Source organism: Mucilaginibacter rubeus (assembly GCF_014643835.1).
Taxonomy (GTDB): domain Bacteria; phylum Bacteroidota; class Bacteroidia; order Sphingobacteriales; family Sphingobacteriaceae; genus Mucilaginibacter; species Mucilaginibacter rubeus.
Genome location: NZ_BMKD01000001.1, coordinates 439,184 through 461,608, shown reverse-complemented (window position 1 = coordinate 461,608; position 22,425 = coordinate 439,184). Strand labels below are relative to the sequence as shown.

Below are 22,425 nucleotides of genomic sequence, written 5' to 3'. Positions count from 1 at the left end.
ATAGGGTCCCAAAATTCTGTATCTTTGATGCAAATACTATTCTATGTCTAAACGTAAGAAAAACAACTCTTCTATACACCAGGTACTTACCCAAATGGTACTTGATATATTTGAACAAAACGGCAATACGCCACTCAATTATAAACAGGTTTCTGCTAAATTAAACGTCCGTGACCCCGAATCGCGCGAAATCATCTACGACATCTTAAAAGACGAGGTTAAAAAATCGGTATTAAAAGAAATCGCTCCGGGCAAATTCCAGCTGCTTGAACTTAAAACCTTTATTGAAGGCGTAGTTGACCTTACCAACGATGGTTCGGCCTTTATCGTTACCGATGACGAGTTTGAAAGCGATATTTTCATCGCTCCTCGTAAGCTTCGCACCGCCCTTAACGGCGACCGTGTGAAAGTTTATGTATACGCCAAAAGTAAAGGCAAGCACAAAGAAGGCGAGGTTATCGAAATTCTGCAGCGTGCCAAAATGGAGTTTACGGGCATTGTTAAACTCTCAGAACGATACGCGTTTTTTATTCCTGATGATCGTAAGATGATGCACGATATTTTCATCCCCATTAGCGAGCTTAACGGGGCTAAAAATGGCATCAAAGCTGTAGCCGAAATTACCGACTGGCCAACGGAAGCTAAAAACCCTATCGGAAGGATCAAACATATCTTAGGAGCCCAGGGTGAAAACGATACGGAGATGAACGCCATCCTGGCCGAATATGGTTTTCCGCTATCATTTCCTGCCGAGGTTGAGCATGATGCTGAAGAAATTCCGGATGCGATCACGCCCGAAGAAATTGCCAAACGCCGTGATTTCCGAAACATCACCACCTTTACCATCGACCCATTTGATGCCAAAGACTTTGACGATGCCCTATCCTACCGTGCACTGGAAAACGGAAATTACGAAGTCGGTGTTCACATTGCCGACGTATCACACTACATCATTCCCGATTCGGCTTTAGACAAAGAAGCTTTGGACAGGGCCACATCAGTTTACCTTGTGGACAGGGTTATACCAATGCTACCGGAAAGACTGTCAAACGGCCTTTGCTCTCTTCGCCCTAAAGAAGAAAAACTCTGCTTTTCGGCAGTGTTTGAAATGGATGAGAACGCAAATATCATTACCGAATGGTATGGCAAAACCGTCATTTACTCCGACAGGCGTTTTACTTACGAAGAGGTGCAGGAAGTAATAGAAAGCGGCGAGGGTGATTTTAAAGATGAAATATTTAAGCTTAATGCGCTGGCCTACAAACTGCGCGACCGCAAATTTAAAAACGGCGCTATCAGCTTTGAAACTACTGAGGTTAAGTTCAAACTGGATGAAAACGGTAAACCAACAGGCGTTTATGTAAAAGAGCGCAAAGACGCCCATAAACTGATCGAAGATTTTATGTTGCTGGCTAACCGCAAAGTAGCTGAGCGCGTAAGCAAAATGGGCAAGGGCAAGCACAAATACACTTTTGTTTATCGCGTGCATGATTCGCCCAAGCCCGATGCGCTGGCCAATTTTGCCCAATTTGCAGCCAGGTTTGGTTATAAAATCAATACAAAATCTGACAAGGAAACAGCAAAATCCCTCAATTACCTGATGGAAGACGTAGAGGGCAAAAAAGAACAGAACGTGCTAACCCATCTGGCTATCCGCTCCATGGCTAAAGCTATTTATACCACTAAAAGCAGCAGTCATTACGGTTTGGCTTTTGATCATTATACGCACTTTACCTCACCAATTCGCCGCTATCCGGATGTAATGGTACACAGGCTCCTGTTCCATTATTTAAACGGCGGTCAATCAGCCAATGCCGAGTTTTATGAAAAGCTATGTTCGCACAGTTCTTTAATGGAGAAAAAAGCCGCCGATGCAGAGCGTTCTTCAGTAAAATACAAACAAGCTGAGTATCTTCGCGACCAGGTTGGCAACACCTTTATGGGTATCATATCGGGCGTTACCGAATGGGGCATGTATGTGGAGATCATCGAAAATAAATGCGAGGGTATGATCCGCCTGCGTGATATCTCGGACGATTTTTATACTTTGGACGAGAAAAACTATGCCATCATCGGTCAGCGTAAAAAGAAAATTTACCAACTGGGCGACGAAGTAAAGATTAAGGTAAAACAGGTTGATCTGACCAAAAAACAGATAGACTTTATATTGGTACAAGAATAATGAACCGTGATTTTCTTGATTTTAGGATTTCCTGATATTTATAATCAAGTCGATCCTAAAATCAAGAAAATCAGGGTTCCCGTAAATAAATGAAACAACTTACAGAGTTACAGTTACTAATAAATGATGCAGTAGGCAGACTAAGCTATCCCGCTTACCCGGCCGATCTGTATGAACCGATAAGCTATATTTTATCTATTGGCGGAAAACGTATGCGCCCTGCCCTGCTCCTGCTGGCCTGTGACCTTTTTGGCGGCGACGTTGACAAGGCTATTGAACCCGCACTGGCTATAGAGGTATTCCATAATTTCACGCTGATGCATGATGATATTATGGATAAAGCCCCGCTCCGCCGTGGCAAAGCAACTGTGCATGAAAAATGGAACGCCAATGTTGCTATCCTCTCCGGCGATGCCATGATGGTAGAAGCCAACCGCATGATGATGAAGGTTGATGACAGCATTTTGCGTAATGTACTTGACGTTTTTAACGATACTGCGACCGGCGTATGCGAAGGCCAGCAAATTGATATGAGCTTTGAACAGCGTAACAATGTAAGTATTGAAGAATATATCAACATGATCCGCCTTAAAACTGCTGTACTGTTAGGTGGTACATTAAAAATCGGCTCCATCATTGGCGGTGCAGCTTTAACCGACGCTGATTTGATTGATTCTTTCGGGGTTAACCTTGGTATAGCCTTCCAGCTACAGGACGACATACTGGATGTTTATGGCGATCCTGAAAAGTTTGGCAAGCAGGTTGGCGGCGATATCATCTCCAATAAAAAAACTTTTTTGCTAATCAGGGCCCTTGAACTGACAAAAGGCAGCCAGGCACAAACGCTAAACCGATGGCTGAGCGCTACTGAATTTGACAATGCAGAAAAAGTTAAAGCCATAACAAACATTTACAACGAACTTGATATCAGGCAGCATGCTGAAAAAGCCATGCAGACCTATGCCGATAAAGCTTTTGCAGCCCTCGACGCTATTGATCTGCCCGAAGATCATAAACAATACCTGCGAGATTTTGCAGACGGCTTGCTGGTGAGGGAGAATTGATTTATATTTAAGGATGAAGAAATTTTCACCCATCCTTATCATTTTAATGGTTTCATTAAGCGCTAAGGCGCAAAAACTTACGCCTCCGCATTTCCGTGGTGGCGATAAGGCATTTCATGAATTTTTAAAAGAAAATTTGAAATGGCCAAAAGATGTAAGCGGCGGAGAAGGCATTGTTACCATAAGCTTTTTTGTTGAAAACGACGGCCGTTTAACCGACTTGAAAGTTGTTAAAGGGATGAGCCAACCTTTTAATAAAGAAGCTTTACGAGTGATCGCCCTGTCAGAAAGATGGGTCCCTGCAATGCGTGACGGTCATTTTATCAAATCAAAATATTCCGTCCCCATACAATTTTATACAATGCAGGCTGTACAGGTTTTAGATAGCACAAAAGTTAATTGATCAATTATCATAAATTTCACTAAGGAACAAAGGGTAAATGAAAAGAATCTTGTCAGCTGCGATGTTCATAATGGGAGCCCTGGCAGCAAAAGCTCAAACAACTGATACAACAAAGGCTAAAGAACCCATATTTACATCAGTTGAACAAGTTCCTGTATTTCCGGGTGGGCTCCATAGGCTCGCCATGTTCATTGATGAAAATTTTAAATATCCCAAAGGAGAAACAATTGAAGGCAGAGTATATGTTCTATTTGTAGTAGAAAAAGATGGAAGCCTTAGCGATATAAAAATTGCCAAAAGCTTATCTGAAGCAACGGATGCAGAAGCGCTACGGCTTATAAAAATGTCTCCCCCTTGGAAACCCGGTATGCGGGGAGGTCAGCCTGTAAGGGTTCAATATGCTTTACCCATTAACTTTAAACGTAGCCATTAATATTCTATGAAAAAAGTCATATTAATTTCAACTATCCTCTTTTTTGCGGGATATGTTCATGCCCAAACCCTAACATCTGGCGGAAAACTTAAACCAGAACAAGCCATTATGGATGTGCGACATTATACCATTTCGCTTGCTGTTGATCCTGTACAAAAAACTATCGACGGTTTCGCCACCATTGATGTAATTATGGCACAGCCTACCAAAGTCTTATTGTTTGACCTGTTAGATTCTTTAACTATCAGCAAAATATTGGTAAATGGTAAACAAGAACCTTTTGACTACAAAAACAATCTAATTACAATTAATACAGCCAAAGAATTGTCAGCAGGTAAAGCAAGCGTGAAAGTAATTTATGGCGGTAAGCCCCATGTTGCCCGTCGCCCACCATGGGACGACGGTTTTATCTGGACACAAGACTCGACCAGACACCAGTGGATGGCCATCACGGCCGAAGGTACAGGCGGCAAATTGTATTTCCCTTGTAAAGATCACCCCTCCGACGAACCAAACGAGGGTGTAGACATGTTCATCACCGTTCCTAAAGATCTTGTAGTTGCAGGTCCGGGGTTGTTAAAAAGTGTAAGCAAACAAAAGGGAACAGCAACTTTCCATTGGCAAACCAAATACACCATTAACAATTACAGTATCTTGTTCAATGCAGGTGACTATACCGTAGTAACTCGTCCGTATACTACTGTAGATGGGCATAATGTACCTATCCAGTTTTATGTATTAAAGGAACATGCCGCCAAAGCCGAGCATCACCTCGATATTTTTGTAAAAACCATCAAAGAACAGGAGAAATACTTTGGCGAATATCCCTGGGCAAAAGAAAAGATAGGCATCGTTGAAACCCCTCACCTGGGCATGGAGCATCAAACCATGAATGCCTACGGCGCCAAATTTAAATATACCAAAGTTGGCGGCGAGGATTATGACGGCCTCATGCACCACGAGTTTGGCCACGAATGGTGGGGCAATAAAGTTACCGCTAAGGATTGGGCCGATTACTGGATCCACGAGGGCATCTGTACTTATGGCGACGCGCTGTACGTAAGGGAATTTGAAGGCGAAAAAGCTTATATCAAATTTTTCCAAAGTTCAGCACTGTCATTCGGCAATAAAATCCCGCTTGTTATCGGGAAAGATATCGATGAGGAATCAGCTTATAATGGTGATATCTATGGTAAAGGGGCTTTCTTTATGCATACACTCAGGTATATTATGGGCGATAGTACCTTCTTCCCTACTCTTAAAGGCTTTGTTACCGACCCGCGTTATACCTACAGTAATTTGGCCGGTACAGATGATGTAATGCAGTATTTTAGCAAGGCTGCAGGTAAGGATCTCAAGCCGCTGTTTGATTTGTACATCTATTCAACCAATAAACTGGAAGTACATGTTAAGGCCCAACGTGGCGATAAATACCAGGTTCAGTTGCTCAATATCGATATGCCATTGCCAATTGATATCACTGCAGATGGCATTACTAAACGCTATACGCTTGATAAAAAAGGCATTACCATAACCAGCAAAACTATGCCGGTTATTGATCCTGATACTTACTATTTAAAGAAACTGGTCATCGAATAAACACATGAGATATCTGCTTGTATTTGGTTTGATTATATTACCTGTTGCGTTGTTTGCACAAGGCAAAGCTAAAAGGGAGCATGTTAAACCAAATACAACAGTTTATAAAACAGTAGATGTACAGCCAGAATTTCCCGGAGGCACAGAAAAGTGGACAAATTATCTTTTTAAAGTACCGATACCAGAAGACTACGACAAAGAGAATACACAGGCCAGTTTTCTTATACAAATGATTATAGAAACCGACGGAAGTGTAACGCATGCCAATGTCAGGAGGAAAATAAACGAAGCAATGTGCAAAGCATTCATTGCTCATGTAAACAAATCACCAAAATGGAAACCGGGGCGTATTAATGGCAAACCGGTAAGGGTTTTGTATAGTTCTCCTATTAGTTGTTTTATGCTGCAATCTGACGAATAATCACAAAATAAAAAATCCCGATCAAAATTGCCCGGGATTTTTCATATCCTAATATTTGTTAACTGATTATTCAGCTACAATTTCTTCAGCAGCATCAGCAGCTTCTTCTTTTTTAGCTTTTGGTGCAGCAGCTTTCTTTGCTTTTGGAGCTTCTTCAGCAGCAGGAGCTTCAACAGCTACAGCTTCTTTTTTAGCTTTTGGTGCAGGTGCAGCTACTTCTTCAACTTCAGCAGCTTCAAATGGAACTACTGATACGTATGAACGGTTATCAGCTTTCTTTTTGAAAACTACGATACCTTCGGCCAGTGCAAATAAAGTATGATCTTTACCAAGACCAACGTTTAAGCCTGGGTTGTGTTTAGTACCACGCTGACGTACGATGATGTTACCTGCAATTGCTGGCTGACCACCGAAAATTTTGATACCTAAACGCTTGCTATGTGACTCACGACCGTTTCTTGAACTACCGGCCCCTTTCTTATGTGCCATTTTTTATATCTTTTATGGAATTGCAGAACAACTCCGGTTCAACCTTTAATTATAATGTAATACCGGTGATCTCGATTTTGGTAAATTGCTGACGGTGACCGTTTTTCTTTTTGTAACCTTTTCTTCTTTTCTTTTTGAAGATAATTACTTTATCACCTTTTAAATGTGACACGATCTTAGCCGATACTTTAGCACCTTTCAAATCAGAACCTAATTTGAATTTACCTTCGTTTTCTGCTAACAATACACTGTCAAATTCAATACTAGCGCCTTCATCGCCTTGTAACCTGTGTACAAAGATCTGCTGGTCTTTGGCAACTTTAAATTGCTGTCCTGCTATACTTACTATTGCGTACATGTTTGTTAAATATTGTTTTAAATTTCGAGGTGCAAATATAGGGATTGATTATTTAATAAACAACATCCCAATATTTTATTTTTTACCACGGTTCTCTACGTCGGTAAGTTTTTTCTGAATCTCGGCTATCAATCGCTGATTAGCATCAATTAGTTTAGGATTACCAAAGTAATCAGTATCAAAGATCACGCGCTTGGTTTTTTCCTTGTATTTGAACTCAATAATGTACCGAACAGCTTTTCCATCAGCAACTTTTGACGTATCACCCGTTTCCTTCGACGGAAAATCCCAGAAACCCAGATCGGCAGCTTTACGGTGGAGGTATAACAGGTCGTCTTTGGTTAAACGTAAATGCTCTTTAACCAACGAATCACGCTTGTCGAGATATTGGAACATGCCGGTATGTGAATCATATTTGTTCACAAGGCTATCCTTATGACCATATTGGAAACTGATCGATTCAAAATCAACAAAACGGTATGGTGCATTCTTGATCATCATACCATAATAATAAACGCAGTACAGTATAAACGGCACCACAACAGTCATGATCAGGAATACTTTTTTTAAACGGGGAGACATATGTAAGTAATTAGTGAATTATTGAATTAGTGAGTTAGTGAATTTATTTCTTCGCCCGTCATTGCGAGGTACGAAGCAATCGCGAACTTTACAGAGCGCCTATGTTTTATCAGACGTTATTAATTGATAGCTATAATTTGATTTTATAGGTATTAATGAGTTCTCTTTGGGTTTTTTGTCTTGTTCCTTGTAATGACGTACTTGTAAGCTGTTGATTATTGAATGTTTTTATCTATTTATAAACTTGGGCGTTGCCTGCGGCCGGGCTTTCCGTTACAAGTCCTCGCCTTTCCTGCCCGCAACCCCAACCCGCGCTGTGGGCTTTACACTGCAATCCCTAACGCGGCCCCTGCGCATATCCCTGAAATATATTTTGTGTACCATCACTGCTGATTCCAGGTTTCCCACAATGAAGGCATGTTTTATTCTCTTATTATTTGGGTACCTACTTCTTCTCCTTCCCACTTACTCACAACCGCTGTAGCCATAGCGTTGCCTAATACGTTTGTGGCTGAACGTCCCATATCAAGCAGTGGATCAATGCCTATCAGCAAAAACAAACCAGCTTCCGGGATATTGAACATTGCCAGCGTACCTGCTATAACCACCAGCGAAGCCCTCGGTACACCCGCCACGCCTTTGCTGGTAAGCATCAGCACCAGCAACATGGATAACTGGTGCCCGAATGAAAGATGAATATCATATGATTGCGCCAGGAACAATGATGCAAAGGTCATATACATCATTGAACCATCCAAATTAAACGAATAGCCCAATGGCAATACAAAGCTCACTATTTTATTGCTACAGCCAAATTTCTCCAGTTCTTCCAATACCTTTGGATAAGCCGCTTCACTTGTGGAAGTACTAAATGCTATCAACATAGCATCTTTAATACTGTTAAGCAGCCTGAACACCGGCTTTCTTAATACAATATACCCGGCTAATATAATCACAGACCAAAGTACGATGAGCGAAAAATAGAACTCGCTGATAAAAATACCATAGGTTGAAAGTACACCTATTCCTTGCTTGGCCACTACCGCAGTTATGGCACCAAATACAGCTAAAGGGGCCATTTTCATCACATAACCGGTAATCTTCATAATCACATGGGCAAAAGCATCCATCGCTTTGATCACTATTTTACCTTGCTCACCTATAGCAGCGGTAGCTACGCCAAAAAACAAAGAGAACACCACAATCTGTAAGATCTCATTATTGGCCATTGCCTCAATAAAACTCTTAGGGAAAACGTGACCAACGAATTCGGTTAATGATAATGCCGTTTTTTTAATGCCTGTACTTAAATGACTATCAGGCAGTGGCAAATGCATGGTTTTGCCTGGCTCAAACAGGTTAACCAATAGCATCCCTAATAATAAGGATACCAGCGTAGCGCTGATAAACCAGAGCATGGTTTTGCCACCTATCCTGCCAACGGCTTTGATATCCCCTACCTTGGCTACGCCTACCACCAATGTGGTAAACACCAATGGAGCCACAATCATTTTAATGAGGTTAAGAAAAATCTTGCTCAGGATGTTATAAAGCTCAAGTTTATCCTCCCGCGCATCTGTAGCCTGGCCTTGCAATTTAACCTGGGCAATTCTTTGTAACTTAAGGTCTTTGTAGGCTGCAACTGAGGTATCGGGTAATGCTTCTATTTTTTTGTCGATACTTTTAATTGCAGCACCTGCGGTACTGAGTTGTTTATTAAGATCGGCGAAAACGTAGGTGTTATAAATATAACCGGCTATCACACCCAATACCAGTGCGATAAAAATGAAGAGCGTCAGTCTGCTTTTTTTCATTTAATTTAATAAGCCTGCAAAACTACAAAATTTACGCGCTGTTTAAACTGCTATGGGAATATTCTATTTTCCGTTTAAATCGGATGAGGAAATAAAATCGTTGCCCCAGCAAACGCTATTTTAATTTCTTAACTAATTTTGCGAACTACATTAATTACATCAATATAATTAGTAGACCCATTCGTGTAATTCGTTCTAATTGAATCAAGCTTAAATGCAATTCGTGAAAAATATTTAAACAATTAGTATTTTGCCTGCTTATTTACAACATGACTACTACCGCCTACGGATTACAGCATATAAAAAAAGAAATTCAGCACCTGCCTAACGAGCAGCTGGCCGAATTAATGCTGCGCCTGGCACGCTACAAAAAGGAAAACAAAGAGCTGTTGGCCTACCTGCTTTTTGAAGCCCATGATGAAGCCGCCTTTGTAGAAAAAGTAAAAGCCGAAGCCGGCTTCATGTTCAGCCAGTTATCATCATTAAGTTACAACGCTGCAAAGGGCATGCGCAAAATATTGAGATTGCTGAGTAAATACATCAAGTTTATGGCATCAAAAGGTGCTGAGATTGAATTGCTGATCAATTTTTGCGAAAATTACCTTGAATATGCCGACAGGCGTACATCATACAAGCCTTTAAGGCTGATATTAATAAGGCAGGTTGAAAAGATCCGTGGCTTAATCAATAAGCTCCACGAAGACTTACAGTTTGATTACCAGGACAGTTACAATAAACTAATAAGCGATGCCGAAAGCAAGCTGGGCTGGTTTAAAAAGAATGATCACTTGTTGTAACATATAAAGCTTAACATCGTCTAAATATAAAATTAACTGAAGTGGCCAACAAAGAAGCAGCATTCAAGCAGATATATGAAGCTAATTCTAAAAAGATATTCCATCTGTGCTATGGTTATACCGGCGATGACGATGCCGCCAACGACCTGCTACAGGAAACCTTTTTAAAGGTTTGGCAAAATTTAGAGAAATTCCGTAACCAGGCCATGATATCAACCTGGATTTACCGCATTGCTGTAAATACCTGTTTAACCTATTTGCGCTCGGAAAAACGCCAGGCCAAAGACGAACTAACCCCACAATTAGCAGAAACAAAACGAGAAGAACTATCGGATAAAAACGAGCAGGTAGCTTTGCTCTATAAGTGTATTTCAAAACTGGAAGAATCAGAAAGGATTATTATAACTATGGTACTTGATGAGGTGCCATACCCCGAAATTGCCGAAATTTCGGGTATATCAGAAGGAAATTTGAGGGTGAAAATTTATCGTATAAAACAAAAATTAACGGAGTTATATAACCAGTATGAAAGACTTTGATCATTTGATGTCGGTTTGGCAGGGACAGCCAAAACCAGATCAGCTTTCGGTGGATGAGGTGCTGAAGCAGGTAAAGAAGGGAATAAGGAGTATAACCCAAAAGTTATACTGGAGTATTGTGGCCATGGTTGTAACCGTTGCGTTTGCTTTTGTCGTCACTTTTTTTCTGGCATTTAAGTCTGCAGTTACTACTATCGGGATCCTCATCGTACTGGTAACCATGTTGATGTATCTTTCGTTAATGGTACGTCATTATCACATTTTGAGTAAGCGCGATGCAACCCTCAATCCTGCCGAATATCTTGACAGCCTTAAGGCATATCAAAAAAACCGGAGCAAAGTTATAGGCTGGTTTTATTATACCTATATATTGTTGCTAAGCGCCGGTTTAGCCATGTATTTTATCGAGGTACTTGAACATTCATCACTCACCTTTAAAATAGTAACATATACATCAATCGGGATCTGGTTTTTGTTCACTACGTTTTACCTTAAACCCCGGATGTTTAAGAACGAGGAAGAAAAGCTAAACCTTATGATTGACAGACTGGTGAGGTTGAAAGAACAATTTGATTAAAGGATTAGTTTTTTAGATTTGCCTGATGGCTATTTCCGAAACTGTAACAATTAAAAAATTAACTTTGGCTGATGCCGACGTATTATTGGAGTTAAGCAAAAAAACGTTTTTTGATTTCTTTGCTCATTTAAATAAACCAGAAGATATGGAGGCTTATGCATCTGTAGCCTTCACTCCGCAAAAAATACAAGCAGAGCTCAGTAACCCAAACTCTCATTTTTTCTTCGCGATGCTGGATGGTGAAATAACCGGTTATCTCAAGCTAAACTATAGCCACGCCCAAACAGAATTTCAGGATCCTGCGGCAGTTGAAATTGAGCGCATTTATGTTTTGGCCGAATATCACGGCAAAAAGATAGGCCACCAATTTATTGATTTCACCTTAAAAGCAGCTACGGATAAAAACCTGCAATACGTTTGGCTTGGTGTTTGGGAACACAACCTAAAAGCAATTGCCTTTTATGAAAAACATGGCTTTGAAGTATTCAGCAGCCATGAATTTGTCCTGGGAAGCGATAAGCAAACCGATTTATTAATGAGGAAAGCGATCTTATCAAGCTCAAAGCCGAAAGCCTAAGGCTGAAAGCTTTTTTTGCTTTATTTGATTTCTTGTCGCTTTAAGCTTTCAGCCTTAGGCTTTTAGCTATTTAATAACGGCAATTGATAATTAACTCCAACCCTTAACGCTTTTAAGCCTGTAACGCCCTGTAACTCTTCCAGTTCAAGATATTCCAGGTCATCCAGCAAATAGCCTTGTACTTGCAGGTACCTGATGTACTCGTCATATTCAGCAGCTTCTGTTGGGTTAAAATATACCATGGCTATTTTGCCGGGCTGGGTAAGGCGTTCAAAAGTTCCTGCTATTAAAACTTTATCAATCCGCTTTTTTACCACCTCGTAACGGATATTATAGGCCCCCTCAACGTCAAAACGCCTTTCATCGTTTCTGAAACTGATATCTATAGCGTTTGAGTGAATAAATATTAAGTGCGTGGTTTGCAAAGGACGTGAAAGCTGATCGCCAAGGTCGTTTGTCATCCGGGCTATCTCGGCCATTGATCGTAACTGCCACAAACGGATATTTTTAAGGTACAGCATATCGAAAACGCGTTGCGGCGCTATTGATTGCCCTATGTAAATATCATATTCCACCCCATCGGTACGGAATTTTTCAAAATAACAGGGAAATGATTCCTGCACTTCTGTCTGAGCCTGCTCCAGGTATTGGTTGATAGAAGTATTGATAAGCTGCATGGAGGTTTCCAGGTTGCGCCTGTTTTCAAACGAAGCGCCGGTTTCCTCATTCATGGCATTAAAATACCTGTCAATAGTTTCCCTTTCGGCAGGGTAATTATTTCTGAAATGCTCCAGGAAAGGATTAATCTCGTTATGAAGGAAAGTATCCAGCATCAATTCATCATTGGTAGTAATATAACCGCTGATGCGTTCGAGCCACTCTTCGCATTTAGATACCAGCTTGCCGGTAAGGCTTAAATGAATATTTTCATTTAAAACCTGAAGCGTTTCAATAAGTATGGTGAGCAGATTTTTCAAATCCTCCTGCAGGGCGCTGTTACGCTCAACCGTGGAGTTACGGATATCAACCGCACCAAATAAAGGGTAAACATGGCTGAATGATACTGTTTCAATTTCAGGGCTCTTTTTCCTCTTTCTTTTTTCCTTAAGATAATTCCAGGCCACTTCATTAAACTTCCATTGAACCGACGGTTGCAACGAGGTAAATTTATTTTTGATAACACTTGAAATGCGGGCCTCAAACTGATCGATGCTGTTTTGCAGCAATTGGGCAATCAGCGGGATAGTAGCCTGTAATTTCGAGAGCAGTTTTTCGTAAAAAACAATCTCTTTATATGAAAACACTTCCATGATGCCTACATTTTTCTTATTGTAGTACACCGGGAAAATTCCGTAAGATTTAATGCCGGCTTGTTTCAAAACCTGCAAAAAGGGGAATTTACCTATCTTTTCGTCGGTAATGGAATTGAAAAAGATAGGCCTCGGGTTCTGGTTGTAATCATCAATGATGGCGTCAAACGTTTCTTCCGCAAGGTTAAAATCTTTAGCGGCCTTAAGCAGGATACTTCTGGAGCATTCGTCGTTATCAAAAATAGGCTCATTATTGATGGTTAAAAAAGGCATCAACCCAAACTCAATGCCTGGGCTTTCGGCAAGGGATTTTAGCGAGCTGATGATGTGCGCATATTGCTCCTCCTCATTTGCCGAATGGTTAACCAGCTCGGTACGAATATTTTCAAGTGCATGCGTTAACGTTACATCTGTTAACGTAATTATTGTGAACCCCTTGAATTTAAAAATATTAAGTGGTATTACCTTTTCAATTAACTCAAGGCTGGTATGTGAATGTAAATAGGGTTCAATAGTATCAAAGCTAAGTTCGGGCAGTTCGCCATTCAATTCAACCTCCACGAAGCGGGCATCAGTCTGGATATTAAAATACCTTGAAAGACCGGTTTCAGGATCTTCGTATGAAAACAGCAATTCATTCTTAATTGCCGACGAAAAGCCATACATCCGTTCAAGAATCAGGTTATAAATGAACCGCTTTTGCCTGTCACTGAACATTTCGTTCTTGGATACATTCAACGCATATAAATTAGAATGATGACTTGAATGGAAATCATAAAAAGCCTCAGTACTGAAAAATATTTTATCAGGTACCGGTGTACTTAGCGCCCAGTGAAATTCCTTTTCGTTAGCTATTGGCGGTGTCAGTATGGAGTAAATGAGCTCCAGCATTTCCCGGTACTTTTCGGCATCTGTTGGTCGCATATCCAGGTCAATACATATATCGTGCTCAAAACGCTCCAAAACGTAGCGATAAAACTCGCTTTTGAGCGTTTTTTCGGTAGCGATCCGTTCTTTTAAATGTGCCACGAACGGGTTAAAAGTCAGGCATGTTTCAACCTGACAAATGGTGCATTCGTTTTTGCTTATATTGAGTACTTCCGTGTGCATTTTAATTATAATTTTACCCTTCTTTAAAATCTGAAACTTGTTGAAAGATAAGGGTACCATCCTTCTTCAGAGTAACCGGCGATTATCTTAATAACTGCCAATCGTGCAGGAGCAACATAAAAACCTGCACCGGTGCCGTTGTGCCATTTATCCGAGCCTTGCCCGTTTTCCCAAACACGGCCTATATCATAAAATCCTAAAACACCTATTTGTCCGGGAACTATATAACTGGCAAAATCAGTTAATTTTATCCTCAACTCCAGGTTATTATAAAAACTATGCTGGCCGGCAAACCTGTATAACCTGTAGCCTAATAAGTTATCCTGCCCGCCTAAAAACAACGACTGATAAAAAGCGGTTTTTCCGATGGTAATGCCGCCGCCCATCCTATCCGCCAAAACAATAGTGCTTTTGGCATTCAGGCTTTTGTACAAAGCAACCTGGGGTATAAGCTGGGCAAAACTTGTGGAGTTATTATTTAAGCCATTAAACTCCTGAAGTTTAATATTTACAAAACTTCCCCAGGCCGGAAGTATCTTGTCATTGCGTTTATCACTGGTAAAGTTAACAACTATACCGGCATGCATTTTTGTTTTATCAAAGGTATAACTGTCGGGCGCATTTGTGAGTAACGGATATGTAATAAATCGGCCGATATTGTCGTCAACATCTAATTTATAGTACTGAAAAGCAGGACCTACCGTTACAGAAGTTCCCGATTCATTACGCCACCTAAAGGCTGGGCTAAAGGTAAAATTATCAAAGCGGGTACGATAATATTTGCGATAATCGCCAACTTTAACAAACAGCGTTTCGTTGCCCCTGCCAAAAAAATTGATGTTATCCGGAAAGTCGAGCTGGGCATCCATCAAAAAGTCGGCTTTGCCAAAAGCGTGGATCCACTCGCCGTTATATTTAATCTTAAAAGCCTTTGTTGTGAACGAGTGACTGGCAAACACTGTTTGCACATCGTTGTAAGGCAGTTTTTGAAAACCCTCCTGGTGAGTATATTTAAAACCTGCTCCAAGCAATACGCCCTCATCCGGGTTGTAAGAGATATTAGCCAGCGGCGCTATCACATTCATCAGATTAACTCTTAAGTATGACGTATTAGCGCTATCCTTGCTTATGTGTTTGTTAACCCTTGATTCGTCGCCAGTTATACTCAGCTTTTTGCCACGGTCATAAAGCTGTACCGTGTTAAGCGATTTTACAATATTGTAAGTTTTGGTGCCTGTGCTATCGATAAACCTCAGTTTTATTGGTGATGTGGCATTATCAAGCACTACCTTATCATCGCCGCCGCTTACATAAATGCGGAGCTCTTTGGTAATATCAGGATGATAATTCTGGTTCATGAGCGTATCCTTAATCTCACCATCTTTATTGATCTTATTGATGATCACATTGAGACTGCCATTAGGCTCATCTTTCACCGTTACCAGCTCATTTTTATTTGAAGTGTGGATATCAACTATTTTATTGATGAATTTGTAGTAATACTCCATTTCGGCCGGGATATTAGCGCGCCGTTCTTTCAGTTGCTTTAGCAATACATCATGCCTTAATTTATACGATGATTCGGGCAGGCGCCTTAAACCGGCTTCCAATACGTCGTCAGTTTCGGCAGCGACAAAATCATTCACAATTTTGGTCCATTGTTCATGACTGTATTGTACCGATGGCCACCGTTGCATAAACATGGTTTTCCATAAGGAATATTTTACGCTGTAGATCTCACCGCTAAAGCCCTGCAGGTTCGGCGCTACCCATGGCTGCGCTGCTATGGTTGGCAATACACCCTGGTTGGTGTAAAATACCTGATCGCGGTCGCGCGGAACGGCGGTATAAAACTTGCCTTTCCCTTTATCCTCATCGCGCCAGCGCCACTGGTCGCCGTGCCTGTCCCAGTCGCCAATAAGCAAATCGAGCAGGCGGGCACGTAAAAATTCGTCGCCATCTACTGTATTATCATTATCCTCCAGCATTTTACCGATCATCTTCACGGTATTATCGGATTTGCCACCTGGTTCGCGTTCTTCAAGCAAACAAACTTTATTGGCAAAAATATTTGCATATTGACCTAAAACAGGATCAGCCGATACCACACCGATTATCGGGTTGGCATGCGGCACACGGGCGGCATCGGCCAGCGGTGGTACTATCAACGCCGAAAACGGGTGCTGGGCGCTCATGGCATCATTAACCCAATCTTTAGCAAAGGTCTCCTGGAATTCGTCGGGCAAAATCTTTTCGGGCTGTTTCTCAACACTGCGCAGCACCCACTCCTTCCCATCCTTATCAATTAAACGAAGCGAGTGTGTTTGGAACCCGCCGCCAATGCTTTCGGCCTTTAATCCGCCATGAATTTGTGACAGCCTTATCACAGGCAGCTTAGTTTCGGCAGCCCACTCCTTACGGTAGTTTTCGCCAAACCAGCGACGGTGAAAATTGCTTACGCTATCGTATTTCGGATGGACCCTAACCATTATGCTATCTGCCTTAATAGGCGTGTGCAGCGTATCAGGGACATTTTTTACAGATGTATAAGGCTGCGTATACGTAAACACCTGTTTAACACCTTTATCACTGTCGATATAATACGTGAAACGCACCCGTTTATCTATCAGCAGATCGGCAGTTACGTAGCCTTGCGTAGCGTCAGCAAAAAGTGAGTATTTGCCTTTAATGGCGTAGGTTTGCTTGGCACCAGCGCCGCTAACCACCTGCACCTGTTTACTTTTAATGAATTGCAAGCTATGCTCATGACCCGCCACGTGGATCAGGTTTGGAAAACTTCCAAAAACAGCATCCACCTTTCTGATCATGTCTTTATACAAGGGATGCCCCAAATCTTCGGGGTTTGAAAATGTAGAGCGCAAAAACGGGTAAAGCGAACCTATAACAGGCAAGGGCACCCAAAGGTCTTTATTAGCCACAGTAAGCGGGAAGATATGATCTTTAAGCGAAAAATATCCGCCATGCGTACCATAACTCTGGAATGGATGGTGCGATGCCAGGATGATCACTTTATCTTTATTGCGCTCAAAGATCAGCTTGATCTTATCGGCAATGTCATCTTTGTTTTTACAATCGCACTCGGCGCCGGGGTTACTTTTATTGAATGGATATAACCACCATTCGCTGTCAAAAGCTATTACGGTAAGGTCATTGGTAAGGTTGATCTCAACCGGATCGGGGCAGCCGTTTTCGGGCACCATTTTAAGCAGCTTATCGCCCTGCTGATCCAAAAACGCCCACTGGCGTTTTATTTTAGCTAAACCAAGCGGGCCCATCTTGTCCCAGTCATGATTACCCGGTATAAAGTAAACAGGCGCACCGGTGGCGCGCATAGGTAGATATTGCGATTGCAGGATCTTTTTAGTTTCGGCTTCTTCAGAACTACCCGGCAAACCCATTCCCCGTGGATAGATATTATCGCCCAGATAAAATACCGAAGTTTTATTTTTAAGAATATTGGCAGCGGCATGTTTCAAAACGGCACTTTGCTGCAGATCTATTTCGCCGGCATCGCCAATAAGGATCATCCTGTACTGTACCGAATCCTGGGCCTCGGCTTTTAGCATGCCCAATAATAAAACAAACAGCAAGGGTAGTTTTTTAATCATGAGGTTTGGTTGAGATGTATATTTATTTGTGTTATGAGTGCTTTAAAGAGCTATTTCTTAAAGCTGAATTTCAATATATTGCCTGCACTTAACTGATCGCCCTCGTTGGAGATATACAGGTTGCGCTGGTTATCAAATGCCATACCTTCGGGCTGTCCGAATATGGTAACACTTAAAGGATAAACATTTTTTACTTTCCAGTTAATATCGGTAACTATCAGCATCTTATTTACCGACGAAAGGATATACCATTCATTGGTAAATGTATTTTTCGCCATTGCCGAAGGGCGGAACGGTACACGCTTTTTATCAGCCAACCGCTCAATTTCCTTAACATCTATTGCAAAACTGCCGGCCTGCTTCAGGGTCCCGTCTGCCTGAAGTTTCAAAATATAGCCGTTGCTGCTTTTGGATGTTTTTTCGTCGGCGCAATGTTTGCAAAGCACGTAAACCAGGCCGGTCTTTTCATCTGCGCACATAGCTTCAAATTCACCTTCGGGCAATTCGCCTTTAATCTTTTGTACCTTGGCTGCTTCTTTTGTCCTAACCTGGCTAAAAGGAAACGTAAACAATGTACCATCGCTTTTTAGCATGATCACCTGTTCACGGCAAATGGTCACATCCTCATAGTCACCGCTTTTGCCAAACTTGGTATAGTTAGCTTTTTTATCGCCCAGTTTCAGGTTAAACAAAAAGCCTTCTTCGTCCTGCTCGGCATAAACCGAATCATTTTTACCATTGTGAAAGGCAAAACCAGAGATTTCGGTGAGATCTTCGGGCATTTTATATTTAACAGGATTATTAAGGTCGTATCCCGTCGGACTGGCAGGGATTGCCTTTTCTTTATTTTTACAAGAGATGATCAAAAAAACTACGGCCACGGCAAGCATGCCGGCTACATAAAGGGTCATTGCACGTTTAGCATCTTGTTTTTTAAACCCTGTCATATTTTTTTTGCTGTAAAAGTTCATAAATGGCGCGCTGCGATTGTACCTGCGGTTCAGTTTTATCAACCCTTATGTTTTGCAATTGTTCATTTAAATTTACGGCCTGCACATTATCGGCCAGTTGAATATCAAGCATGGCTATTACCTCGTTCCTGATACGTTCATCATAAACCGGAAAACAAACCTCAATACGACGATAAATATTACGGTTCATCCAATCGGCCGAACCCATAAATACCTCTTGATTACCACCATTGTGGAATATAAAAATACGCCCATGTTCCAGGTATCGGTCAACAATACGCCTTATGGTAATATTTTCGCTCATGCCTGGTACTCCGGGGATCAGGCAGCAAATACTACGTACAATCATCCTGATCTTCACCCCCGCCTGCGACGCTTCGTAGAGTTTGCCAATCAATACCCGCTCTTCCAGGTTATTGAGCTTTATGGTGATCCCTGCCGGCTTCCCTTTACGGGCCTGCTCAATTTCCCTGTCAATAAGCTCAATAAACTTTGATTGCAAATTAAATTGAGCCACCAGCAGGTATTTAAAATCAATATCATATCCCTCGGCCGATTTTGCTTTTTTAGCAAGGTAGATGAACAGCAGGTCCATTTCGCGCAGCAATTGCGGATTGGCCGTCATCATGATATGATCGGTATAAAAAGCAGCTGTACTTTCGTTAAAATTACCTGTTGCTAAAAGTCCGGCATATTTAACGCGGCCGTCAACAAGGCGCTTTACAAGGCCAACTTTGGCGTGTACTTTTATGGCCTTATCACTGTAAATGATATTGGCACCGGCTGCTTTTAGCTTTTTAGCCCATTTGATATTGTTGGCTTCATCAAAACGGGCTTTTAGCTCAACCAGTACCCTCACTTTTTTACCGCTTTGGGCAGCACTGATCAGCGCGTTTACAATCCGCGAATCGCTGGCTACGCGGTAAAGCGTTACGGAGATTTCCTCAACGTTTTCGTCGATAGCTGCCTCGTTAAAAAAGCGAAGAATGGAGTTATAGGATTGATAAGGCGCATGAAAAATACAATCGCCTTTATCTATATAATCAAATATGGATTCGTCTGCGCTGATCTGCCGGTTTACCAATGGCGGCCATTTGGTATATTTTAATGATGGAATACCTACCGGCAAACTCATTAAATCTTTAAGGTTATGATAAAAGCCACCTTCAACAACGCTTGATCCCTGTACGCCCAGCTTATCTTCAATTAAATGCAATATGCGCAGCGGGATACCCGGCTGATGCAAAAAGCGCGTTGCCAAACCCAGATCACGTTTTAGCAATTGTTTTTCTATCTGCTCCTGAACATCACCGTCATAATCATCTTTAAGTTCAAGCTCAGCGTCGCGGGTTATTTTGAAGCTGTAACAGCCTTTTATTTCTTCGGTTTTGAAGATCTTGCCGAGATTGTACCGCACAATGTCATCCAGGAAAATGATGTATTGTTTACCATCTTCGTTAACACTAAAAAATCGCGGCAACTGGTTCGACGGAATATTGAGGATCACTGACCTTTCCTTCTTCTTATCCAAACCAAGGTTCACTAAAAAGTATAGCCGGTTATTTTCGGGGAAGAATTGTTTTTTACCGCCTACCAGGTCAATAGGTTGCAGAAAGGCAAGTACCTGGCTGTAAAAATAGTCGCTCACTCTATCGGCTATAGAAGCAGGAATACGCTCATTGAACAACAGGTTTACATTATTTTCTTTTAACAACGGAATAAGTCTGTCTGTAAAAACCTTCCCAAACCGATTTTGCTGAGCTTCTACCAGTTGCTGGGCTTTATATAGCACATCCTCGCTTTCATCGGTTTTATTAAGCAGGTTAAGCTTGTGCAATGCCATTACCACCGGCATCCGCACGCGATAAAATTCGTCGAGGTTGGATGAGAATATAGCAAGAAAATTTACCCTTTCCATTACAGGGAGCTCTTCACTTTCGGCCTCCATCAATATGCGTTCATTGAAAAGTAACCAGCTCAGGTCCCTGTCGAAAAATGAGTATTCCATAGGCGTAGATTTTGTTTTTGGCAGTACCCCGACCGCCTACAGTAATGAAGATATGATGAATGCTACTACCGATACGATAAGGCCAAACATGAATATATTGTACGATGCCCTGAGCAACCTGTATTTTTTGCCAAGTACAACACCCTGCGAATAGTTATCGCGGATTAAGCTGCCGTACAGAAACTCGCGGTCTTCCATCATTTTCTCCATACCGTCGCTGTAATCCTGGTATGACATACGGTAGAAGTTACCGAAAAACAACAGGTTAACTGTTTTTTTATTGATATCCTCGGGTGTAAACAAACCCGGCGGAATTGACGGACGGGTTGAAAGTATGGAGAAGATCATAGTAGCCAAACTAACCGACAGGAGCATGAAAGTTGGGATCAACAAATTTGAATGCTCATCAAGCTTACGCAGCACCAAACTGATAATTGCCGAAAGGATGATAGAGTTAACCGTGATCATAATATGGGCTTTATTATCGGCCATATCGCTTAAACGCTGATGGTTGCTGGAGCTGATCCTGAACATTGTTTCGATACCGCGGTCGGGCCTGTCATTCTTATGTTTTTTACCACCGTGATCATCATCGTGGTCTTTGTCTTTATCCTTCTCTTTTTCGTGCGTGATGACAGCGTCCCCACCTGCATCAGCTATAAGAATTTCCGGTGTTTCCTTCACTTCCACATCAGCCTGCTTTTCTATCAGTTTTTGCAGGTTTTTATGTTTTTGATCGTTAAGCAGCAGTCGGCAATAATCAGTATAGTATTCGTGTCCCTGCAAAAATTCGATGTTGTAGTTGCGCCATTCATCCTTATCAATATCATGCTTTTTGATGGCTTCCATCTCTTTGCGCAACAACTTGTTTTTATCGCGAAAATCATCTGTACCTAAATGAAACAAATCTGCATCGCAGATGATCTGTTGCAATAAATCGGCAGGGCTTTGCGGCATTTTGGTTGCCAAAATACAGCCGGATACCTTATCGATAACAGCTTGCTCAACTTTATGCTGTTTAAGAAAATGTGTAGCCAGCGCAACACTTTTTGATTCGTGATCTTTTTTATCGGTGAAGTACCCCGTATCGTGAAACCAGGAAGCGGAGATCACTACAAAAAAATCTTCATCACTTAACTGATAGTGGTTAGCTATCTGTGTGGCCGCTGCAACAACATCTTTAGTATGCCTCAGGTTATGATAAATTAAATCGGGATCATGATGTACGTCAAAATAGGATATAGCGTACTGTTTTACCTGTTCTAACAGCGGTTGAAATTTCATCGTAGTTTTTGTTGTTAAAAGTAAATCAAATTTATTTTAAAAATTCCTATTTGCAGCCATGCACCGGGGAGAAACATCAATTTATCGGACATTGTTTATGCAAAAGGCAAGAAAATGGTTGCCCTTGCATTTGCAAACCTTATACCACACAAACATATCATTGATTTTCAACAGCTTGAATTCAATCAACAACAATTACGTGGCGATATTTCGTGAGATGTCGATTTTTTTTGTCGATTAAAGGCTAAAGACCATGACAATTGAGCCACGGCTTACAT

General features: G+C 41.5%; 19 protein-coding genes. 10 read left to right on the top strand and 9 right to left on the bottom strand.

Features of this window, described 5'->3' with window-relative positions; translation table 11 throughout:
* Window positions 1–43 precede the first annotated feature (43 nt).
* The 6 genes from rnr (at window position 44) to IEX80_RS01875 (ending at window position 6,102) form a co-directional block, all read left to right on the top strand.
* Window positions 44–2,182 (top strand): ribonuclease R, encoded by a 2,139-nt coding sequence (rnr, locus tag IEX80_RS01900; RefSeq protein WP_090525028.1) that lies wholly within the window; start codon window positions 44–46, stop codon window positions 2,180–2,182.
* 89 nt (window positions 2,183–2,271) lie between these two features.
* Window positions 2,272–3,246 carry a polyprenyl synthetase family protein gene (locus tag IEX80_RS01895; protein ID WP_188831753.1) on the top strand — a complete coding sequence of 325 codons (975 nt, stop codon included), beginning with the start codon at window positions 2,272–2,274 and terminating at the stop codon, window positions 3,244–3,246.
* Window positions 3,247–3,259: 13 nt separating this feature from the next.
* Window positions 3,260–3,649 (top strand): TonB family protein, encoded by a 390-nt coding sequence (locus IEX80_RS01890; RefSeq protein ID WP_188831752.1) that lies wholly within the window; start codon window positions 3,260–3,262, stop codon window positions 3,647–3,649.
* A gap of 37 nt (window positions 3,650–3,686) precedes the next feature.
* The gene (locus IEX80_RS01885; RefSeq protein WP_188831751.1) at window positions 3,687–4,082 is read left to right on the top strand and encodes an energy transducer TonB; all 396 of its coding nucleotides are present in this window, start codon (window positions 3,687–3,689) and stop codon (window positions 4,080–4,082) included.
* 6 nt (window positions 4,083–4,088) lie between these two features.
* The gene (locus tag IEX80_RS01880; RefSeq protein ID WP_188831750.1) at window positions 4,089–5,681 is read left to right on the top strand and encodes a M1 family metallopeptidase; all 1,593 of its coding nucleotides are present in this window, start codon (window positions 4,089–4,091) and stop codon (window positions 5,679–5,681) included.
* Window positions 5,682–5,685: 4 nt separating this feature from the next.
* Window positions 5,686–6,102 carry an energy transducer TonB gene (locus tag IEX80_RS01875; protein WP_188831749.1) on the top strand — a complete coding sequence of 139 codons (417 nt, stop codon included), beginning with the start codon at window positions 5,686–5,688 and terminating at the stop codon, window positions 6,100–6,102.
* Between the two features lie 66 nt (window positions 6,103–6,168).
* Here the strand turns inward: IEX80_RS01875 and rpmA are convergent, their stop codons facing one another.
* The 4 genes from rpmA to IEX80_RS01855 form a co-directional block, all read right to left on the bottom strand.
* Window positions 6,169–6,591, bottom strand: a complete 423-nt coding sequence (gene rpmA, locus IEX80_RS01870; RefSeq protein WP_090525016.1) for a 50S ribosomal protein L27 — start codon at window positions 6,589–6,591, stop codon at window positions 6,169–6,171.
* 49 nt (window positions 6,592–6,640) lie between these two features.
* The gene (rplU, locus tag IEX80_RS01865) at window positions 6,641–6,949 is read right to left on the bottom strand and encodes a 50S ribosomal protein L21 (RefSeq protein ID WP_090467954.1); all 309 of its coding nucleotides are present in this window, start codon (window positions 6,947–6,949) and stop codon (window positions 6,641–6,643) included.
* A gap of 75 nt (window positions 6,950–7,024) precedes the next feature.
* Entirely contained in the window at window positions 7,025–7,531 is a 507-nt protein-coding gene (locus tag IEX80_RS01860; RefSeq protein WP_176624186.1) for a hypothetical protein, read from the bottom strand.
* A gap of 422 nt (window positions 7,532–7,953) precedes the next feature.
* A complete protein-coding gene (locus IEX80_RS01855) occupies window positions 7,954–9,345 on the bottom strand; it encodes a dicarboxylate/amino acid:cation symporter (protein WP_188831748.1) in 1,392 nt (463 codons plus the stop codon).
* Window positions 9,346–9,614: 269 nt separating this feature from the next.
* On the opposite strand from IEX80_RS01855, the gene IEX80_RS01850 reads away from it, so the two are divergent.
* Genes IEX80_RS01850 through IEX80_RS01835 form a run of 4 tightly spaced genes read left to right on the top strand, consistent with a single transcriptional unit; the run spans window position 9,615 to window position 11,835 of the window.
* Entirely contained in the window at window positions 9,615–10,142 is a 528-nt protein-coding gene (locus IEX80_RS01850) for a hypothetical protein (RefSeq protein ID WP_176624182.1), read from the top strand.
* Window positions 10,143–10,183: 41 nt separating this feature from the next.
* Complete coding sequence (locus IEX80_RS01845; protein WP_090525007.1) at window positions 10,184–10,681, top strand: RNA polymerase sigma factor; 498 nt, start codon at window positions 10,184–10,186, stop codon at window positions 10,679–10,681.
* Window positions 10,668–11,258 (top strand): hypothetical protein, encoded by a 591-nt coding sequence (locus IEX80_RS01840; protein WP_090525003.1) that lies wholly within the window; start codon window positions 10,668–10,670, stop codon window positions 11,256–11,258. Before IEX80_RS01845 ends, IEX80_RS01840 begins: the two co-directional genes overlap by 14 nt.
* Window positions 11,259–11,283: 25 nt before the next feature.
* A complete protein-coding gene (locus tag IEX80_RS01835) occupies window positions 11,284–11,835 on the top strand; it encodes a GNAT family N-acetyltransferase (RefSeq protein WP_188831747.1) in 552 nt (183 codons plus the stop codon).
* A gap of 62 nt (window positions 11,836–11,897) precedes the next feature.
* Here the strand turns inward: IEX80_RS01835 and IEX80_RS01830 are convergent, their stop codons facing one another.
* The 5 genes from IEX80_RS01830 to IEX80_RS01810 are packed head-to-tail and all read right to left on the bottom strand — an operon-like array spanning window position 11,898 to window position 22,147.
* A complete protein-coding gene (locus tag IEX80_RS01830) occupies window positions 11,898–14,255 on the bottom strand; it encodes a GAF domain-containing protein (protein ID WP_188831746.1) in 2,358 nt (785 codons plus the stop codon).
* 23 nt (window positions 14,256–14,278) lie between these two features.
* Window positions 14,279–17,884, bottom strand: coding sequence for a BamA/TamA family outer membrane protein (locus IEX80_RS01825; protein WP_188831745.1), 3,606 nt, complete (start codon window positions 17,882–17,884; stop codon window positions 14,279–14,281).
* Window positions 17,885–17,934: 50 nt separating this feature from the next.
* Window positions 17,935–18,831, bottom strand: coding sequence for an SdiA-regulated domain-containing protein (locus IEX80_RS01820; RefSeq protein ID WP_229701484.1), 897 nt, complete (start codon window positions 18,829–18,831; stop codon window positions 17,935–17,937).
* Entirely contained in the window at window positions 18,818–20,863 is a 2,046-nt protein-coding gene (gene ppk1, locus IEX80_RS01815) for a polyphosphate kinase 1 (protein ID WP_188831744.1), read from the bottom strand. Before ppk1 ends, IEX80_RS01820 begins: the two co-directional genes overlap by 14 nt.
* Window positions 20,864–20,899: 36 nt before the next feature.
* Window positions 20,900–22,147: a Pycsar system effector family protein gene (locus IEX80_RS01810; protein ID WP_188831743.1), complete on the bottom strand. Its 1,248-nt coding sequence runs from the start codon at window positions 22,145–22,147 to the stop codon at window positions 20,900–20,902.
* Window positions 22,148–22,425 lie beyond the last annotated feature (278 nt).